At 72.2% G+C, this 19,097-nt stretch carries 16 protein-coding genes and 1 tRNA gene; 13 read left to right on the forward strand and 4 right to left on the reverse strand.

The window, feature by feature from the left end; genetic code table 11:
* Positions 1–103 precede the first annotated feature (103 nt).
* From bldG to LJ221_RS04650, 6 genes are all read left to right on the forward strand, one after another.
* On the forward strand, positions 104–445 hold the full coding sequence (gene bldG, locus LJ221_RS04625; protein ID WP_093657489.1) for an anti-sigma factor antagonist BldG: 342 nt from the start codon (positions 104–106) through the stop codon (positions 443–445).
* 130 nt (positions 446–575) lie between these two features.
* Positions 576–1,007, forward strand: a complete 432-nt coding sequence (locus LJ221_RS04630) for an ATP-binding protein (RefSeq protein ID WP_241713942.1) — start codon at positions 576–578, stop codon at positions 1,005–1,007.
* Positions 1,008–1,435: 428 nt separating this feature from the next.
* Positions 1,436–3,910: a sodium-translocating pyrophosphatase gene (locus LJ221_RS04635; protein ID WP_241713944.1), complete on the forward strand. Its 2,475-nt coding sequence runs from the start codon at positions 1,436–1,438 to the stop codon at positions 3,908–3,910.
* Between the two features lie 198 nt (positions 3,911–4,108).
* Positions 4,109–4,687 (forward strand): small secreted protein, encoded by a 579-nt coding sequence (locus LJ221_RS04640; RefSeq protein WP_241713946.1) that lies wholly within the window; start codon positions 4,109–4,111, stop codon positions 4,685–4,687.
* A gap of 131 nt (positions 4,688–4,818) precedes the next feature.
* The gene (locus tag LJ221_RS04645; RefSeq protein WP_241713948.1) at positions 4,819–6,399 is read left to right on the forward strand and encodes a methyltransferase; all 1,581 of its coding nucleotides are present in this window, start codon (positions 4,819–4,821) and stop codon (positions 6,397–6,399) included.
* 120 nt (positions 6,400–6,519) lie between these two features.
* The gene (locus LJ221_RS04650) at positions 6,520–6,717 is read left to right on the forward strand and encodes a hypothetical protein (protein ID WP_241713950.1); all 198 of its coding nucleotides are present in this window, start codon (positions 6,520–6,522) and stop codon (positions 6,715–6,717) included.
* 115 nt (positions 6,718–6,832) lie between these two features.
* Here LJ221_RS04650 and LJ221_RS04655 read toward each other — a convergent pair whose 3' ends face one another.
* From LJ221_RS04655 to LJ221_RS04665, 3 genes are all read right to left on the reverse strand, one after another.
* Positions 6,833–7,078 carry a TM2 domain-containing protein gene (locus LJ221_RS04655; RefSeq protein ID WP_241713953.1) on the reverse strand — a complete coding sequence of 82 codons (246 nt, stop codon included), beginning with the start codon at positions 7,076–7,078 and terminating at the stop codon, positions 6,833–6,835.
* 256 nt (positions 7,079–7,334) lie between these two features.
* Entirely contained in the window at positions 7,335–7,817 is a 483-nt protein-coding gene (locus tag LJ221_RS04660; RefSeq protein ID WP_241713955.1) for a DUF2752 domain-containing protein, read from the reverse strand.
* 5 nt (positions 7,818–7,822) lie between these two features.
* Positions 7,823–8,245: a TM2 domain-containing protein gene (locus tag LJ221_RS04665; RefSeq protein ID WP_241713957.1), complete on the reverse strand. Its 423-nt coding sequence runs from the start codon at positions 8,243–8,245 to the stop codon at positions 7,823–7,825.
* A gap of 386 nt (positions 8,246–8,631) precedes the next feature.
* On the opposite strand from LJ221_RS04665, the gene topA reads away from it, so the two are divergent.
* From topA to LJ221_RS04690, 5 genes are all read left to right on the forward strand, one after another.
* The gene (gene topA, locus LJ221_RS04670) at positions 8,632–11,508 is read left to right on the forward strand and encodes a type I DNA topoisomerase (RefSeq protein WP_241713959.1); all 2,877 of its coding nucleotides are present in this window, start codon (positions 8,632–8,634) and stop codon (positions 11,506–11,508) included.
* A 128-nt stretch (positions 11,509–11,636) separates the two neighbouring features.
* Entirely contained in the window at positions 11,637–14,810 is a 3,174-nt protein-coding gene (gene tmk, locus LJ221_RS04675; RefSeq protein WP_241713961.1) for a dTMP kinase, read from the forward strand.
* A 118-nt stretch (positions 14,811–14,928) separates the two neighbouring features.
* Complete coding sequence (locus LJ221_RS04680; protein WP_241713963.1) at positions 14,929–16,179, forward strand: DNA polymerase III subunit delta'; 1,251 nt, start codon at positions 14,929–14,931, stop codon at positions 16,177–16,179.
* A gap of 75 nt (positions 16,180–16,254) precedes the next feature.
* A complete protein-coding gene (locus tag LJ221_RS04685) occupies positions 16,255–17,859 on the forward strand; it encodes an alpha/beta hydrolase (protein WP_241713964.1) in 1,605 nt (534 codons plus the stop codon).
* 98 nt (positions 17,860–17,957) lie between these two features.
* Positions 17,958–18,031, forward strand: a tRNA-Thr gene (locus tag LJ221_RS04690).
* A gap of 47 nt (positions 18,032–18,078) precedes the next feature.
* On the opposite strand, the gene LJ221_RS04695 is transcribed toward LJ221_RS04690, so the two are convergent.
* Complete coding sequence (locus LJ221_RS04695; RefSeq protein WP_241713965.1) at positions 18,079–18,222, reverse strand: hypothetical protein; 144 nt, start codon at positions 18,220–18,222, stop codon at positions 18,079–18,081.
* Between the two features lie 79 nt (positions 18,223–18,301).
* Between LJ221_RS04695 and LJ221_RS23620 the strand changes: the two genes are divergently transcribed.
* On the forward strand, positions 18,302–18,955 hold the full coding sequence (locus LJ221_RS23620) for a transposase (protein WP_241713966.1): 654 nt from the start codon (positions 18,302–18,304) through the stop codon (positions 18,953–18,955).
* A 43-nt stretch (positions 18,956–18,998) separates the two neighbouring features.
* Positions 18,999–19,097: transposase (locus LJ221_RS23625; protein WP_372516060.1), on the forward strand; the 99-nt coding region annotated here is incomplete at its 3' end.

Genomic DNA, 19,097 nt, shown 5'->3' on the forward strand with positions numbered 1-19,097 from the left:
GGGAGACGATCTCCCCACGTCCGGTGGGGATGGCCCGTCCTCACCTCCCGGTGGGGAGGAGCCAAGGGGGCGGACCGCTCGATAGCAAGGTGCTGGAGGATCTGTGGACCTGTCCCTGTCGACCCGTACCGTCGGCGATCGCACGATCGTCTCGGTGGGTGGCGAGATCGATGTATACACCGCGCCCAAGCTGCGTGAGCAGCTGGTCGAGCTGGTGAACGACGGCAGCTACCACCTGGTCGTGGACATGGAGGGCGTTGACTTCCTCGACTCCACCGGCCTCGGTGTGCTCGTCGGCGGACTCAAGCGCGTGCGTGCCCACGAGGGGTCGCTGCGCCTGGTCTGCAACCAGGAGCGCATTCTCAAGATCTTCCGTATCACCGGCCTGACCAAGGTGTTCCCCATTCACACCTCGGTCGACGAGGCCGTGGCGGCCACTGACTGAGAGACGAGCCGAACAAGCCCGTACAAGGCGTCCGGGGGCGTCGGACCGGCCCGCTGCCGGTCCGGCGCCCCCGAGCGGCCGTCAGGCACCAGGTCACCGGTTGACCGCAGGCATTACCGAGGGGGATGGCATGGCCACCGTCGAACTGCGCTTCAGCGCGCTGCCCGAGCATGTGAGGACGGCACGTCTGGTGGCGGCCGCCGTGGCGCGCCGGGCCGGTGTCGACGACGCCGTACTGGACGAGGTACGCCTCGCGGTGGGCGAGGCATGCAGCAGAGCGGTCGGCCTTCACGTCGGTCACGGACTCGACACACCCGTCCGGGTGGCGCTGACCGAGGACGAGAAGGCCTTCTGTATCGAGGTGGGCGACGACGCCCCCCAGGGGACGCAGGGCGCCGCCCATCGTTCTCCCGGCGGCGGTGACGGCACCGAGGGCGACGACGAGGTCGACATGGGGCTCGCAGTGATCAGCGGGCTGGTGGACGACTTCGAGGTGACCGCCGACGAGCACGGCGGTCTGATCCGGATGAGCTGGCCGACCAGCCCCGAGACGCACGTCTGACCGCCCCGCGGCCCGTCCGCCCGCGCGGCCGCTCGCCCCGTGGCTCTCTCGAGCCGGCCCAGGCGCCCCTCCCCGGGGCGCCTTGCTCGTGTCCGGCCCCGTCGGACCCGCACCCAACCCTGACCGGTCCCACCGCGGCCTACCTCCGTCCCGCCGCGGCCGACCCGCGCACACCCGCGTCCGCGCCCCGGCGGGGGCCCATCCGGTATTCCGAGATCTTTTGTCCCGCGACGCCGGAGCGGAATGAATCGGCTGTTCAGGGGAATTCTTTCCAGTGCCCGCTATTCGATCTTTGCGGGTGCGGACCGGCAGGAAATACCGCACCCTGTTGTGAGCCGAAGCAGCTCCCTACAATCCGTCCACATCTTTGCAGCAGGACGCCTGAGCGTGCTTGCGCGCGCCCATGTGCCAAACGTCAAGGAGGACGAATGGCGGGGCACCACACCCCTCTCCAGAACCGGCTACAACTAGCCGATGCCGTGCTCACCAGCGGCAATCGCGGCCTGGTGCTGGTGATCGCGCTCGTCGCCGCGGCAGCCTTGGCGGTCGCCGTGGTGCTGGTACGTCAAGTGCTCGCCGCGGGCGAGGGCACCGACAGCATGAAGAAGATCGCATCCGCCGTACAGGAGGGCGCGAACGCCTACCTCGCGCGGCAGTTGCGGACTCTCGGCATATTCGCCGTCGCGGTCTTCTTCCTATTGATGTTGCTCCCGGCCGACGGTATGGGACAGCGAATCGGACGCTCGATGTTCTTCCTGGTCGGCGCCGCTTTCTCGGCGGCCACCGGCTATATCGGCATGTGGCTGGCCGTACGCAGTAACGTACGGGTCGCGGCGGCCGCCCGGGAGGCGACCCCCGGTGAGGGAGAACCCGCGAAGGACCTGACCGAGGTCTCCCACCGGGCGATGAAGATCGCTTTCCGTACGGGCGGGGTCGTCGGTATGTTCACCGTCGGCCTCGGTCTGCTCGGTGCCGCCGTCGTGGTGCTCGTCTACGCCGCCGACGCGCCCAAGGTGCTGGAGGGCTTCGGCCTGGGAGCCGCCCTGATCGCGATGTTCATGCGGGTGGGCGGCGGCATCTTCACCAAGGCCGCAGACGTGGGCGCGGATCTCGTCGGTAAGGTCGAGAAGGGCATCCCCGAGGACGACCCGCGCAACGCCGCCACCATCGCGGACAACGTCGGCGACAACGTCGGCGACTGCGCGGGCATGGCCGCCGACCTCTTCGAGTCCTACGCCGTCACCCTGGTGGCCGCACTCATCCTGGGCACGGTCGCCTTCGGCGATTCGGGGCTGGCCTTCCCCCTGCTCGTCCCGGCGATCGGCGTCCTCACCGCCATGATCGGCGTCTTCGCGGTCGCGCCGCGCCGCGCCGACCGCAGCGGTATGACCGCCATCAACCGCGGCTTCTTCGTCTCGGCGGTGATCTCCCTGGTCCTGGTGGCCGTCGCGGCCTTCGCGTACCTGCCGGGCAGCTTCGGCGAACTGGAAGGCGTCACCGACACCGCCATCGCCGGCCACGACGGCGACCCACGCGTCTTCGCACTGGTCTCGGTCGCCATCGGCATCGTGCTCGCCGCGCTCATCCAGCAGCTCACCGGCTATTTCACGGAGCCGAGCCGCGGGCCCGTGCGCGACATCGGCAAGACCTCGCTGACCGGTCCCGCCACCGTGGTCCTCTCCGGCATCTCCATCGGGCTGGAGTCCGCGGTCTACACGGCGCTGCTGATCGCGCTCAGCGTCTATGGCGCCTTCCTGCTGGGCGGCGCCTCCATCATGCTGGCGCTGTTCGCCGTAGCCCTGGCGGGCACCGGTCTGCTCACCACCGTCGGAGTCATCGTCGCGATGGACACCTTCGGCCCGGTGTCCGACAACGCGCAGGGCATCGCCGAGATGTCCGGTGACGTCGAGGGCTCGGGCGCCCAGGTGCTCACCGACCTCGACGCGGTGGGCAACACCACCAAGGCCATCACCAAGGGCATCGCCATCGCCACCGCGGTGCTGGCCGCCGCCGCCCTCTTCGGCTCCTACCGCGACGCGATCGCCGGCGCCGTGTCGGACGTGGGCGCCAGGGCCGGAGAACTGGGCCTGAGCCTGGACATCTCGCAGCCGAACAACCTGGTCGGCCTGATCCTCGGGGCCTCCGTGGTCTTCCTCTTCTCCGGGCTGGCGATCAACGCGGTCTCCCGGTCGGCGGGATCGGTGGTCTTCGAGGTCCGGCGCCAGTTCCGCGAGCGGCCCGGGATCATGGATTACAGCGAGGAGCCCGAGTACGGCCGGGTGGTGGACATCTGCACCAAGGACGCACTGCGCGAGCTGGCCACCCCCGGCCTGCTGGCCGTCATGGCGCCCATAGCGGTCGGCTTCACGCTCGGGGTCGGCGCACTCGGCTCCTTCCTCGCCGGCGCCATCGGCGCGGGCACACTGATGGCGGTCTTCCTCGCCAACTCCGGTGGGGCCTGGGACAACGCCAAGAAGCTGGTCGAGGACGGCCACCACGGCGGCAAGGGCAGCGAGGCGCACGCCGCGACGGTCATCGGCGACACGGTCGGCGACCCGTTCAAGGACACCGCGGGCCCCGCGATCAACCCGCTGCTGAAGGTGATGAACCTGGTGGCGCTGCTGATCGCGCCCGCCGTGGTGCAGCTCAGCTACGGTGACGACGCCAGTGTCGGCGTGCGGGCCGCCATCGCGGTCCTCGCACTCGGCGTCATCGTCGGTGCGGTCTACGTCTCCAAGCGGCGCGGTACCGCGGTCGGCGGTGAGGACGGCGAGGACGGCGGTGAGAACGGTGGGAAGGACGCCGGTGGCGCGGCCGGACGTACCTCCGGGGCGCCGGGCTCCTGCGGCTCCCCGGACACGCCGGGCCCCTCGGATCCCGGCGCCCCGGTGGCGGCGCCGTAGGGGTTCCCGCACATGGCCGGTGGGCGGCGCACCGATGCGCCGCCCACCGGCCATGTGCGGGGCGGCGGTGTGAGATGCGTTCAGCGCAAATGGGCACCCAAGCCTGTAAGTATGATCTATTCACCCCACTGGTCCACGGTCGGCGAACCTTCTGCGTGTATGTTCCGGGCCGAACACCCACGAAGGGATCGATCCGGAGTGAACAAGAAGCTTGCTGCCGCGTTGTCCGGCACCGCGGTGCTCGTGCTCGCCCTGAGCGGGTGCGGCGACGAGGTTGACGAGAAGGCCGAGCGCTGGGCCCAGGAGTACTGCGGCTCGCTGCAGAAGCAGAACGAGACCATCGACGGAGCCAACCAGGCGCTCGCGCGGATCACGGAGGGGGACAAGGCCCCGGAAGAGGTCAAGAAGACCGACGTGGAGGCCTTCGGTGACCTCTCCACCGCCTACAAGGCCCTGTCCACCGCCGTGCGCAAGGCGGGCGTCCCGCCGCTGGAGGACGGCTCCCGGATCCAGGAGAACGCGATCAGCCGGCTCGACGCGCTGTCGGCCACGTACGCCGACCTCCGTGGGCGGGCCGAGGCCCTGAACGAGGAGGACCAGTCGGAGTTCGCCGACGGACTGCGGGAGATCGCCGGAGAGATGGACAAGCTGCCCAAGCAGTTCGGCCAGGTGGAGAAGGCGCTGAGCGAGCTCCGGCAGGGCGATCTCCAGGAGGCGATAGCGGGCCAGAAGGGCTGTAGGAGGCCGTCGCCGGCGCCGTCCGCCTCGGCGGCGTAGCGGAAAGCCGGGAAAGCCGGGAAACCGGTCGGCGGACCAGGCCGCCCCGGCGGGGCAGGCCGGGAGCAGCCCGGAAACAGGAGACACGGGGGGTCCGCATACGCCGGGGCGCTCCGCGTGACAATGGGGAGGTGAGTGACCGCCTCCCCACCCCCGGACCCGCCCTCCCCCGACTGCGCGACGCCTTCCTCGACGCCGGTTTCACCCCCGACGGGCTGCTGGAACTCCTCGGCGCCCCCGCCTACGCGGCCCTCGCCCGCAACGAGACCGTCCCCGCGCTGCGCGCCACGCGCGGCAGCGGGCGGCTGGAGACGCTGGTGCGGCTGTTCCTGCTCCAGCGGCCGGTGCCCCGCGAACGTGCCCGCGCGGCGCTCCCCGACGACGCCCTCGCCGACGGCTGGCTGCGCCGCCACACCGCCTCCGACGCCGAAGCGGGGGACGCGGGCGGAAGCGGCGATGCCGTCTCCGCCACCGTGGACATCCGCCCGTACGCCGGACCGGAGGGGCTGAACTGGTGGATCGTCTCCGACCTCGGCTGCGCGGTCGGCGGTGCGGGCGGCATCCGCACGGCCGAGGGCGCCGGTACGGACACGGTCGGCCTATCGCGGCTCGTCCTCGGCGTCGGCGGCGCCTCGACGACGCTGGCGGGTATCACCGTGCGCACCCCCGTGGCCCGCGTCCTGGACCTGGGCACCGGCTCCGGTGTCCAGGCCCTGCACGCCTCCCCGCACGCCGAATCCGTCACCGCCACCGATCTCAACCCCCGCGCCCTGCGTCTGACCCGGCTCACCCTCGCCCTCTCCGGCGCGCCCGAGGCCGATCTGCGCGAGGGCTCCCTCTTCGAGCCGGTCGAGGGCGAGGCGCCCTATGACCTGATCGTCTCCAACCCGCCCTTCGTCATCTCCCCCCGTGCCGCGGACGGCGCCCGCCTGACCTACCGCGACGGCGGCATGGGCGGCGACGACCTGTGCCGCACTCTCGTCGAGCGCTCCGCCACCCACCTCGCCGACGGCGGCTACTGCCAGCTGCTGGCCAACTGGCGGCACATCGAGGGCCGTGACTGGCGCGAGCGGCTGGCCTCCTGGGTGCCGGAGGGCTGCGACGCCTGGATCGTGCAGCGGGAGGTGCAGGACACCGCCCAGTACGCCGAGCTGTGGCTGCGCGACGCCGGCGAGCACCTGGGCGACCCGGCCGTGTACGCCGCGCACTACGACGCCTGGCTGGAGGAGTTCGAGGCCGGCGGCACCACCGGTGTCGGCTTCGGCTGGATCACCCTGCGCAAGTCGGGTACGCGGCACCCGTCGGTCACCGCCGAGGAGTGGCCGCATCCGGTGGAGCAGCCGCTGGGCGGGGAGGTGCGCGCCCACTTCGAGCGCCGGGACTTCCTGCGCGCCGCGGACGACGCGGCTCTGCTCGCCACCCGCTTCGTGCTGGCCGACGAGGTCGCCCAGGAACAGATCGGCAGGCCCGGCGCGGACGATCCGGAATACGTGGTGCTCCGCCAGAACCGCGGTATGCGGCGTGCGACGAGGGTGGACACCGTCGGTGCGGGCTTCGCCGGCGTGTGCGACGGATCACTTCCGGCCGGCCGCATCATCGACGCCATCGCCCAGCTCCTCGGCGAGGACCCGGTGGGGCTGCGCGACCGTACCCCGGAATCCATCCGGCTCCTGGTCGAGCAGGGTTTCCTGCTGCCCGTGGGGGAGGAGTAGGCGGGACGGAAGCCGCGGGGACGGGCGGGCCGGACGTTTGGCCGGAGCTCGCCCGGCTGTCCGGACGGCGTTCACCCGGCGTTCGCCGCCGCGATCCCCGCGGGTGCCACCGTGCTCCGCATGGAAAGCGGACCCGCCGTCTTCGCCGGAGCGGCCTTCACCCTGTTCGGCGCCGGACTGCTGCTGTGGACCTCGGTACGTGTAAGGCTGCGCGAGCCGGTGGCCGAGGGGGTCGAGCAGGTCACCGCGGCCGTGCTCGGCTCGGTGTTCGGCGCGGCCTTCCTGGCCGCCGGGGTCTGGGCGTTCACACATCTGTGAGCCCTCCGGCCCGGCGGCGGCCCCCGAGAGTACGCGCGGCCGGGCCTCCTGAGGTCAGGAGGTACGGGCCGCCGGGGTATGTACGCCCTTACGGCGTCCGGTCACCGGCCGCTCCTCAGCCGCGCAGCACGCGGCCCTGCTTGTCGGTGCGGTCGTTGCTGGTGAGAAAGAGGATTCCGTCGATCAGCGACCAGAAGCCCAGACCGCCGCAGGTCAACAGCTGTGCGATCGCCATACCGGTGTGGCCGGTGTAGAAACGGCCGATGCCCAGGCCACCCAGGAAGATCTGCAGCAGACCAGCGGTGATCTTGGACTTGTCGGAGTAAGGCCGGCCGTTGGGCGCGGTGCCGGGGAACGCCATGGGTGGCTCCTTCGTGCTTCAGATGGGGACAGCCGCGGCCGCTGATGTCATATGCCAGACGTGCCGTGGCAGAATCCCAGACCCCCGGAGCCCGGCAAAGGGTTGCGGCGCATCTGCGGTCGTGATCGAACAGTGATCCGACAGGCCTTCACTTACCTGCGAAAACGTCCGGTGGCCGGCTCTCGCCACTCGGCTTCGGCGGAAGAACGGGCGGGAGTACGGGCGAGAGGGGCAGGGCGGAGGCGGTTGCCCGGACTCAGCCGACCAGGTTGCGCACCACCGCCCACACCACGGCCGTCCCCAGCACCACCGCCGTGCCGGTCCTTCCCAGCTTCGGCCTGTAGCGGCGCCCGCGCAGCCCCTCGACCAGCCAGCGCCCGCCGAGGTACGTGGCGGCCGGGACGCCGAGGGTCAGCAGCAGGGCGTTGTCCTGGAAGGCGGTGGCGACATCGCCGTGCATCAGGTCGTAGGCCATGCGGGTGCCGCCGCACGCCGGGCACAGCAGCCCGGTCACCGCGTTGAACGGGCAGCGCGGCAGCCACTGTCCGGCCTGGTGCGGATCGGTCCCCCACAGGTAGGCCGCTCCGGCCAGCCCGGCCGCGAGCGCGCCCAGCGGTGGCGCGGCGGGGTGGGCGCGGAGAGTGCGCACGGCCCGGGAGAGCACCCGGGAACCCCGGCTCCTTCCCACCCCTCCGGTCTTCTCCGTCTCCGCTTCCGTCCTGCCTGTCGCAGTGGCCATCGTGCTCAACTCCGCAGTACGCGGCCCTGCGCGTCCGTGGGGCTGTCCTGGGTGAGCAGCATGATCCCGTCGATCAGCGACCAGATGCCGCAGCCGCCGCAGGTGAACAGCTGGCCGAGAGCCAGACCGGTGTGGCCGGTGTAGAAGCGCCCGATACCGAAGCCGCCGAGGAAGAGCGAGAGTACGCCCGCCACGACCTTGGACTTGTCGGAGTAGGGGCGGCCGTAGGGGTCGTAGCCGTACGGGGCGCTCGGATCGCCGGTGTAGCCGCCCGCGGCGGGCGGCGGGGTCTGCTGGGGGTAGCCGTACCCGGACTGGCCCGGCTGCTGGGGGTAGCCGTACCCGGACTGGCCCGGCTGCTGGGCGTAGGGGGTGTTCTGCGGCTGCTGGGGCGGGCCGTACGGGTTCTGCTGATTGGGGTCGGACATGGATTCCCCCGGTGTGTGGCTGGGACGTACAGACGGTCACATCTTGCCAGCCGGTGCGGGGCGCAGGAATGGCGGCCGCCGGGTTACCGTTCGAGTGACCGAGCGGTGAAGGCTCCGCCGGATGGCCCGGGTGCCGGCCCGGCGCCGCGCTCCGGCGCGCGCGGTGGCGGGGACCCGGACGGCGGATCCGGTGAACACCGGGAGATGGTTATCTCATCGGGTTACCGTTCGAGTGGCGTTGTGGGCTTTTCTCGTTTGACACGGGGGCGGGAGGTACCGTCACACTCCGCAGCGAGAGCAGCGCAGCCGCGCGAAAGCGTGAAACACGCCGAGAGCAGACCGACCCGACGAAGCGGGACCACCGACCGGAGAAGAGCGAGAAGAAGTTGTCCCCGACCAGCAAGACCGCAGACGGCGGGCGCCGACTCGTGATCGTCGAGTCGCCGGCCAAGGCCAAGACGATCAAGGGCTACCTCGGTCCTGGCTACGTGGTCGAAGCCAGCGTCGGGCACATCCGCGACCTGCCGAACGGAGCGGCTGAGGTCCCCGCCAAGTACAAGGGCGAGTCCTGGGCCCGGCTCGGCGTCAACGTCGACCACGACTTCGAGCCGCTGTACGTCGTCAACAGCGACAAGAAGGACCAGGTCAAGAAGCTCAAGCAGCTCCTGGCGGAGTCCGACGAGCTGTTCCTGGCCACCGATGAGGACCGTGAGGGCGAGGCCATCGCCTGGCACCTCCAGGAGGTGCTCAGGCCCAAGGTCCCGGTGCGCCGGATGGTCTTCAACGAGATCACCAAGGACGCCATCCGGGCCGCCGTCTCCAACACCCGCGAGCTGAACCAGCGCCTGGTCGACGCCCAGGAGACCCGCCGCATCCTCGACCGGCTCTACGGCTACGAGGTCTCCCCGGTGCTGTGGAAGAAGGTCATGCCGCGCCTGTCGGCGGGCCGCGTGCAGTCCGTCGCCACCCGCCTGGTCGTCGAGCGCGAGCGAGAGCGCATCGCCTTCCGCTCCGCCGAGTACTGGGACCTGACCGGCACCTTCGCCACCGGCGGCGCCCACGGAGCCGGTGACGCGGCCGGCCCGGCCTCCCTCACCGCCCGGCTGAGCACCGTGGACGGCCGCCGCGTCGCCCAGGGCCGCGACTTCGGCCCCGACGGCCGGCTCAAGGGCGGCTCCGGCGACCGGGCGAACGTCCTGCACCTGGACGAGACCGCCGCCCGCGCGCTGGCCGCCGCCCTGGACGGCGCCGACTTCACCGTCCGCTCGGTGGAGTCCAAGCCGTACCGCCGCTCGCCGTACGCCCCCTTCCGCACGACCACCCTCCAGCAGGAGGCCAGCCGCAAGCTCGGCTTCGGCGCGAAGGTGACCATGCAGGTGGCGCAGAAGCTGTACGAGAACGGCTTCATCACCTACATGCGGACGGACTCCACCACCCTGTCCGACACCGCCGTCGCGGCCGCCCGTGCCCAGGTCACCCAGCTCTACGGCGCCGACTACCTGCCCGACCGCCCCCGCACCTACGCGAGCAAGGTCAAGAACGCGCAGGAGGCCCACGAGGCGATCCGCCCCTCCGGCGACCGCTTCCGCACCCCCGCCGAGACGGGGCTGACCGGTGACCGGTTCAGGCTGTACGAGCTGATCTGGAAGCGGACGGTAGCCTCCCAGATGAAGGACGCCACCGGTCAGTCCGTCACCGTCAAGGTCGGCGGCCGCGGTACGGACGGCCGGGACGCCGAGTTCAGCGCCTCCGGCAAGATCATCACTTTCCACGGCTTCCTCAAGGCCTACGTCGAGAGCACCGACGACCCCGGCGCCGACCTCGACGACCGCGAGCGCCGCCTGCCGCGCGTCGACGAGGGCGACCGGCTGGCCGCCACCGCGATGTCGGTGGACGGCCACGCCACCAAGCCCCCGGCCCGCTACACCGAGGCCACCCTGGTCAAGGAGCTGGAGGAGCGCGAGATCGGGCGCCCCTCGACCTACGCGTCGATCATCAGCACCATCCTCGACCGCGGCTACGTCTTCAAGAAGGGCACCGCGCTCGTCCCCTCCTTCCTCTCCTTCGCCGTCGTCGGCCTGCTGGAGAAGCACTTCGGCCGCCTGGTCGACTACGACTTCACCGCGAAGATGGAGGACGACCTCGACCGCATCGCCGCCGGCGAGGCAGAGGCCGTGCCGTGGCTGCGCCGCTTCTACTTCGGCACCGACGAGCCGGGTGCCGAGGGCGCCGCCGCCGCGGCGGCCGGGAACGGCGACGGCGACCACCTCGGCGGACTGAAGGAGCTGGTCTCCGACCTCGGCGCGATCGACGCCCGGGGCGTCTCCTCCTTCCCCGTCGGGGAGGGAATCGTGCTGCGGGTGGGCCGCTACGGCCCCTACGTTGAGGAGCCGCCGGCCGCCGAGGGCGAGACCGGCCGCCGCGCCGACGTACCCGCCGACCTGCCGCCGGACGAGCTGACGGCGGAGTACGCCCGGGAGCTGCTGGCCAAGCCAAGCGGTGAGTTCGAGCTGGGCACCGACCCGGAGACGGGCCGCCCCGTCGTGGCCAGGGACGGCCGCTACGGGCCGTACGTCACCGAGGTGCTGCCTGAGGGCACGCCCAGGACGGGCAAGAACGCCGTCAAGCCGCGCACGGCCTCGCTGCTGAAGTCGATGTCTCTGGACACCGTCACCCTCGACGACGCGTTGAAACTGCTCTCCCTGCCGCGCGTGGTCGGCGCCGACCCCGAGAGCGGCCAGGAGATCACCGCGCAGAACGGCCGCTACGGCCCGTACCTGAAGAAGGGCACCGACTCCCGCTCGCTCCAGAGCGAGGAGCAGATCTTCACGATCACCCTGGGCGAGGCGCTGGCGATCTACGCCCAGCCCAAGCAGCGCGGCCGGGCCGCGGCCAAGCCGCCGCTGAAGGAGCTGGGCACCGACCCGGCCAGTGAGCGCCCCGTGGTGGTCAAGGACGGCCGCTTCGGCCCGTATGTCACCGACGGTCAGACCAACGCCACACTGCGCCGTGACGACGACGTGGAGACGATCATGCCGGAGCGCGCGTACGAGCTGCTGGCGGAGAAGCGGTCCAAGAGGCCGGCGAAGAAGACCGCGGCGAAGAAGACGGCGGCGAAGAAGACGGCGGCGAAGAAGACGGCGGCGAAGAAGACGGCGGCGAAGAAGACGGCGGCGAAGAAGACGGCGACCAAGAAGACCGCGGCGAAGAGGACCGCGGCGAAGAGGACCGCCGGAGGCGGGACGGCGGCCGCCGCGGAGTAGGCGCACAAAGGCGGGCATACGGACGGCACGTGCGGGAACCTTCCGCATGTGTCCGTCCGCAACAGCCTCCCCGGCCGCTCCTCCGGCCGCGTCGCCGCCCCCGCACCCCCGACCGATAGGCTGGCCGGATGACGCGTGCAGAGCAGCCACCGGTCGTGTCCCCCACCTCCGACGGCCTGGCCGCGGACTCCCGCGAGCGCGCCGTACGGGCCCTGCTGAGGCATGCCCCCCTGCGTCGGCTGTGGGGCGCACAGCTCGCCGGCGGGATCGGTGACGCCCTCGCCCTGCTGGTCCTGGTGATGCTGGCCCTCCAGGCGGCCATCGCCGTACCGGCGATGGGCGGCGCTCCGGTCCTGGGCGGCGGCTACCGCGGCGTGGCGCTCGCCGTCACCGCCGTCCTCGCCGTCCGGCTGCTGGCCTCCCTGCTCTTCGGCGCCGTGCTGCTGGGCCCGCTCTCCTCCCTCACCGCCGACTCCGACGGTGTGCTCGACCGCCGCTGGACCATGATCGGGGCGGACGGCGTACGGCTGGCGCTGATGATCGTCGCGCCGCTGTGGATCGACTGGACCCCCGACCAGGCGTTCGCTTTCGTGCTGGTCACCGTCTTCCTCACCGGGGTCGCCGAACGCGTCCGGAACGTGGCCAAGGACAGCGCCGCCCCCACGCTGCTGCCTGCGCCGCCCCCCGAGGGCGCGGCGGTGCGCCCCCTGCCGGACCACCACGACGCGCTGCGCCGCCTGTGGCTGCGCACGGGTTTCCTGTCCATCCCGGCCGCCGCCGCGGGGCTGGTCGCGATCACCCTGGTCGGCAACCTGCTGGGCGCGGGCATCGAGTGGTTCACCACCCACCAGGCGGCACTGGCGTCGTATGCCGCCGCCGGCCTGTTCGCCGCGTCGATCGCCCTGCTGCACTTCCTGCACCTGCCCGGCGGCGACACCCCGCGCCCCCGCTCCCCGCTGGAGGACCTGCGCCGTCCCCGCACCGGCAGGCCGGAACAGGGTGCGGACGGCAAGCCCGTCCGCGGGTCCGTGGACAGGGGCCGTACCGGCGCCGCGCCGCTGCTCGTCCTGACCGGCGCCTGCGTGGCCGCCGCCGTCGCCGCGGCCGCCGCCCTCGCGGCGCTGCACGCCGTGGACCTGGGCGGCGGCCCGGTCCTGTTCGGGCTGTTCGTCCTGGCGCTGACCGGCGGCACCGCCGCGGGCGCCCGCCGGGCTCCGCGCGTACTGCCCGCGCTGTCCCGCAGGCGGCTGCTCGCCCTCTCCGTCGCACTGGCCGGCCTGGCCCTGCTCGCGGCCGGGCTGACCCCCGACACCACCGCCGTGCTGCTGCTGCTCCTGCTCGCCGGTCTGTCCGCCGGAGTCGCCGCGAACACCGGGCACACCCTCCTGGACGAGGAGACCGAGGAGTCCCGCCGCGCCCGGATGACCGACCACCTGCGCGCGTCCGTGCACGTCGGCATCGCGCTCGCGGCCGTCACCGCACCCGTGCCGGCGGGTCTCATCGGACCGCACCGGGTCGACAGCGGCGACTTCGTCTTCGCCCACGGCGGCGCGGCCTTCACGCTGATGCTGGTCGGCGCGCTGCTGCTGCCGGTGGCGGCCCTCGTCCTGATCCGCCTCGACGACCGGCAGGGCGTGCCGCTGCGGCGCGACCTGCGCGAGGCGTTCGGCGGCGCCGAGCCGGCCCAGGCCCCCTCGTCCACCGGCTTCTTCATCGCTCTGGAGGGCGGCGACGGCGCGGGCAAGTCCACGCAGGTGGAGGCGCTGGCCGAGTGGATCCGCTCCAAGGGCCATGAGGTCGTCGTCACCCGCGAGCCGGGTGCGACCCCGATCGGCAAGCGGCTGCGCTCGATCCTGCTGGACGTCTCCTCCGCCGGTCTCTCGCACCGCGCCGAGGCCCTGCTCTACGCCGCCGACCGGGCCGAGCACGTGGACTCGGTGGTCCGTCCCGCCCTGGAGCGCGGCGCGGTCGTCATCACCGACCGCTACATCGACTCCTCCGTCGCCTACCAGGGCGCCGGGCGCGATCTGTCGCCGACGGAGGTCGCCCGGATCTCCCGGTGGGCCACCGACGGGCTCGTACCCCATCTGACCGTGCTGCTGGACATCTCGCCGGAGACCGCCCGCGAGCGGTTCACCGAGGCGCCCGACCGGCTGGAGTCGGAGTCCGCCGAGTTCCACCGGCGGGTCCGTTCCGGCTTCCTCGCCCTGGCCGCCGCCGACCCCACCCGCTACCTGGTGGTGGACGCGGGCCTGGAGCCCGAGGCCGTCACCACGGTGGTGCGGCACCGGCTCGACCAGGTGCTGCCGATGTCCGAGGCCGAGATCGCCGCCCGTGACGAGGCGCGTCGCAGGGCCGAGGAGGAGGCCCGCAGGCGTGCGGAGGAGGAGGCCGCGCGCAGGGCCGAGGAGGAGCGCCTGGAGCGCGAGCGCCAGGAGCGTCTGGAGCGTCTGCGCGCCGAGGAGGAGGAGCGCAGGAAGCGCGAGGAGGAGGAAGCCCGGCGCCGCGAGGAGCTGCGCAGGGCCGAGGAGGCCCGGCAGCGTGCCGAGGAGGCCCGCCGCCGGGCGGAGGAGGAGCGCGCCCGTCGCGAGGCCGAGGAGCGTGCCCGCCGCCAGGAGGAGGAACGCAGGCACCGTCTGGCCGAGGAGGAGGTCCGGCTGCGGGCCGAGGCCGAGGAGCGCCGGCTGGAGAAGCAGCGCAAGGCCGAGGAGGCCCTCCTCCGCGCCGAGCAGGCACGCAGGGCCGCGGGGGCGGAGGAAGCGGCCCGCCGGGAGCGGGAGCCCCGGGAGGTACGGGAGTCCCCGGAAGCGGGGCGCAGGCACTCACTGAGCGAGGACGAGGCGCCGGACACCGGTGCCGGCACCGGAGACGGCGGGAGCGAGGCCGACGAGACCGCCGTCCTGCCGAGGGTCCCGCCGGACGCGGAGGAGACGGTCATCCTGCCGCAGCAGGCACCTTCGGCTCCTCCGGCCCCCCGGACACCCCCGGCGGGTACGCCCGCGGCCTCTGCGGACGAGACCGCTCCGCCGCCGCGGGTGAGGCCCGGGGAGCGGGCGCCGTCGTGGTCGCTGCGCAAGGACGAGCCCGGGACCGAGCCCCCGGCCGCCCCGCCCGCGGCCGGGGAGGAGCGCACCCGGGAGCTGCCGCGGGTCGACGAGGCGGGCCGTCCCCGCCGCCGCCCCGAATGGGCGGAGGAGACGCCGATGGACGACCTGCCCACCCTCGCCGACGAACTCCTCGGTCCCCACCAGGAGCTCACCGAGGACGAGGAGGACGGCCGATGGCGCGGACGCCGGGGCTGACGGGCTGACGGACGAGGGCCGGCGGTCCGCGGCTGTCGCAACCGTGCGGAACAATGGCCGGGACGCCGTCCGGCACCGGACGGACCGGATCAGCGCGCGGAGGGAGGGCGGCGGACACATGGCCGTATGGGACGACCTGGTCGGGCAGGACCGGGCCGTGGAGCAGCTCACCGCGGCGGCGCGCGACGCCGACGCGTACGTCACGGCGGCCGCCGGCGGGGAGGGAAGCCGGGCAGTGCCGTCGGAGGCTCCGGCACCACCGGAGGCGTCCGGGATCTCCGGCTCGGCGATGACCCACGCCTGGCTGTTCACCGGCCCCCCGGGCTCCGGTCTGGCGACCGCCGCCCGCGCCTTCGCCGCCGCCCTGCAGTGCGTCAGTCCCGACCGGGCCCTGGGCGGCGCACCCGGCTGCGGCTTCTGCGACGGCTGCCACACGGCGCTGATCGGCACACACGCCGATGTCGAGGTGGTCCGCGCGTCCGGGCTCAGCACCGGTGTCGGCGACACCCGCGACCTGGTGCGCCGCGCCCAGCTCTCCCCGTCCGGGGGCCGCTGGCAGGTGGTCGTCCACGAGACCGCCGACCGGCTCACCGAGCAGGCCGCCAACGCGCTCCTCAAGGCCGTGGAGGAGCCCGCCCCCCGCACGGTGTGGCTGCTGTGCGCGCCCTCGGCCGACGACGTCCTGCCCACCATCCGCTCCCGCTGCCGCCATCTGGTGCTGCGCACGCCTCCGGTCGACGCCGTCGCCGACATGCTGATCCGGCGCGACGGCATCGAACCGGAGACGGCGGTGGCCGCCGCCCGCGCCACCCAGGGACACGTCGAGAGGGCCCGGCGCCTGGCCACCGACGCGCGGGCCCGTACGCGCCGCGCCGCCGTCCTCGCCCTGCCCACCCGGATGGACGACATCGGCGACGCGCTCCGGGCCGCCCAGCAACTGGTCGACGCGGCCGTCGAGGACGCCAAGGAGGCCGTCGAGGAGGTGGACGCCAGGGAGACCGATGAGATGCGAACGGCTCTCGGCGCCTCCGAGGGCGGCCGGCTGCCGCGCGGCACGGCGGGAGTGATGAAGGACCTGGAGAAGCGGCAGAAGAGCCGCGCCACCCGCGCCCAGCGCGACTCCCTCGACCTCGCCCTGCTCGACCTCACCGCCTTCTACCGCGACGTGCTGGTCCGCCAGCTCGGCTCACAGGTGGCGATCGCGGGCGAGGACGTCCGGGACGCGGTGGAGCGGATCGCCGCCTCCACCCGTCCGGAGCAGACGCTGCGACGCATGGAGGCGGTACTGGAGTGCCGCCGCGCCATCGAGCGCAATGTGGCCCCCCTGCTGGCCGTTGAGGCGATGGCGGTGGCGCTCCGCGCGGGCTGACCCCCGCCTCCGCGGCCGTGAACTCCGGCGGCGGCTCACCGTTTGACGGCCCCGGCCCGTATACGCTCCGACGTCATGGACACCAGGCGTCTGCTCCGTACCGGTGGCGTCGCGTTCGCGACGGCCGCGCTGTTGCTGTCGGGCTGCTCCGGTTCGGATGATCCGGAGCCCGAGCGAGGCGTCGAGCCCCCCCGTTCGTCGTCACCTCCCCAGGACGACCGCGCGGTGAACACGGCCAAGCCGCTCCAGCCGCTGCCCGAGCCGATCCCGGCGAACCTGGAGCCGTACTACGAGCAGAAGCTGAGCTGGAAGAAGTGCGGAGTCTCCGGCTTCCAGTGCGCCGAACTCAAGGTGCCCCTGGACTACGCCGCGCCCGACGCGGAGAAGGACCTGAAGCTCGCCGTCACCCGCAAGAAGGCCTCCGGACCGGGCGGACGGCTGGGCGCCCTGCACGTCAACCCGGGCGGCCCGGGCGGCTCCGCCGTCGACTACGTCCAGCTCGCGGCGGGCGTCGGCTACCCGGCCCCGGTGCGCGCCCGGTACGACATCGTCGGCATGGACCCGCGCGGTGTGGCCCGCAGCGAACCCGTCGAGTGCCTGACCGACGAGGAGATGGACGACTACGTCCGCACCGACGTCACCCCCGACGACGAAGGTGAGATCGACAAACTGGCGGCGGCCTTCGAGAAGTTCGCCGAGGGTTGCGAGAAGCGGGAGGGCGACCTGCTCGGCCACGTCTCGACCGTCGAGGCGGCCCGAGACATGGACGTCCTGCGCCAGGTGCTCGGCGACGACAGGCTGACCTACGTCGGTGCCTCCTACGGCACCTACCTCGGCGCCACCTACGCCGGGCTCTTCCCGTACCGCGTCGGCCGGCTCGTCCTGGACGGCGCCGTGGATCCCTCCCTCACCTCCGAGCAGCTCAACCTCGACCAGACCGCGGGATTCGACACGGCCTTCACCGCCTTCGCCGAGGACTGCGTCAAGCTCGACGACTGCCCCCTGGGCAACGGGAGCGCCAAGGAGGCGGGCGAGCGCCTGAGCGCCTTCTTCGAGAAGACGGACGACAGGCCGGTCGCCACGGGCGAGTCGCGGAAACTGACCGAGTCGCTGGCCACGATCGGAGTGCTGAACGCCATGTACACCGAGTACTACTGGCCGAAGCTGCGCTCGGCGCTCACCGCCGCGCAGAAGGGCGATGGCGCGGAGCTGCTGTCGATGGCCGACGACTACTACGAGCGCGGCACCGACGGCGGCTACGGCAACATCATGTACGCCAACGCCGCTGTGAACTGCCTGGACCTGCCCGCACCCTTCACCGGCCCGGCCGCGGCGGAGAAGGCCGTCCCCGATTTCCGCGAGGCGTCTCCCGTCTTCGGCCGGAACTTCGCCTGGACGGCCCTGAACTGCGCATACTGGCAGCACCCGCCCACCGGCGAGCCCCGCCGCATCGAGGCCGAGGGGGCCGCCCCGATCCTGGTCGTCGGCACCACCCGCGACCCGGCGACCCCGTACAAGTGGTCCCAGGGCCTGGCCGGGCAGCTCTCCTCGGCGACCCTGCTGACCTACGAGGGCGACGGCCACACGGCGTACGTGCGCGGCAGCGACTGCGTCGACTCGGCGGTCAACGCCTACCTGCTGCAGGGGAAGGTCCCCGCCGACGGCAAGAAGTGCTCCTGACTCCCTGACTCCCTGGCCCGCGCCCCGCACCGGATCCGGTGCGGGGCACCCTCGGACACTGTGTAGACTTGGGCGCGCTGCGGTTCGCCGCGCACATCGCCGCCTTAGCTCAGTCGGCCAGAGCGACGCACTCGTAATGCGTAGGTCAAGGGTTCGATTCCCTTAGGCGGCTCACTCCGAAGGACCAGCTGGGAAAGTTCCTAGCTGGTCCTTCGTCGTTCAGCGGATGCGGCGCCGGGCGCGGGCCGCCTTGGTGGGGCTGGTCTCAGTTCTGGTCTCAGTCTGCGGCCAGAGAGCGTCCCCCATGCGCCGTACGGCCTCCTGGGTGAGCGGAGTCGTGGCGTGCACGTAGCGGCGGGTCACGCTGAGCTGTGAAGTTCCACCATTGATCTGGACAGCCTGATACTGGGACGGATGAGTCCCGGAGGAAGCAGTCCAGGTAGTGAGTAGCAAGGGCAACTTCAGCAAGCGGTACACCGCCGAGTTCAAGCGCGACGCCGTGGAGCTGGCGCTGGCTTCCGACAAGACCGTCACCGAGGTCGCCCGGGGCCTCGGCGTGAGCCCCGAGGGTCTGCGCGGCTGGGTCAAGCAGGCCAAGGCCGACCGGGGCGAGGGCCCCGCGGGTGTGCTGAGCAGCGACGAGAAGGAAGAACTGCGGCGGCTGCGGCGGCTGCGGCGGGAGAACCGGGAACAGCAGCAGACCATCGAGATCTTGAAAAAAAGGTCTGGCCTTCTCCGCGAAGGAGACGATGAAGTAGGCATGCTGTGCCGCTTCATCGACGCGGAGAAGGCCGCCGAGGACAACCCCGGCGGCTACAGCGTCAGCCTGCTGTGCCGGGTCGCGGGCGTGAACCGCTCCACCTACTACTCCTGGCTCGCGACACGCCCCGCCGCCGCCGAGCGCCGACGTGCCGAGGACGAACTCGCCGAGGAGATACGGGAGATCCACGGCACCTCGCGCGGCGCGTACGGCGCTCCACGTGTGCACGCCGCGCTGCGGCGCAACGGCCGTGCGGTCAACCGGAAGAAGGTCGAGCCGATCCCCTGTCTGTCAGACTCCGGTGAGACCCAGAAGGTATACATCTCTTTGATCTGATGCAGGGCGAGACAGGACTAGGACCTGTCTGATAATTGATCTTGTGGCAGGTCGAGGTGAGTTGACGGACGCGGCGTGGGAGCGGATAGAGCCCTTGTTGCCGCGGGTGGACGGGCGTGGTCGGCCGTGGCGTGATCACCGG

Origin of the sequence: Streptomyces sp. CNQ085 (assembly GCF_022614595.1) — a bacterium.
Taxonomy (GTDB): Bacteria; Actinomycetota; Actinomycetes; order Streptomycetales; family Streptomycetaceae; genus Streptomyces.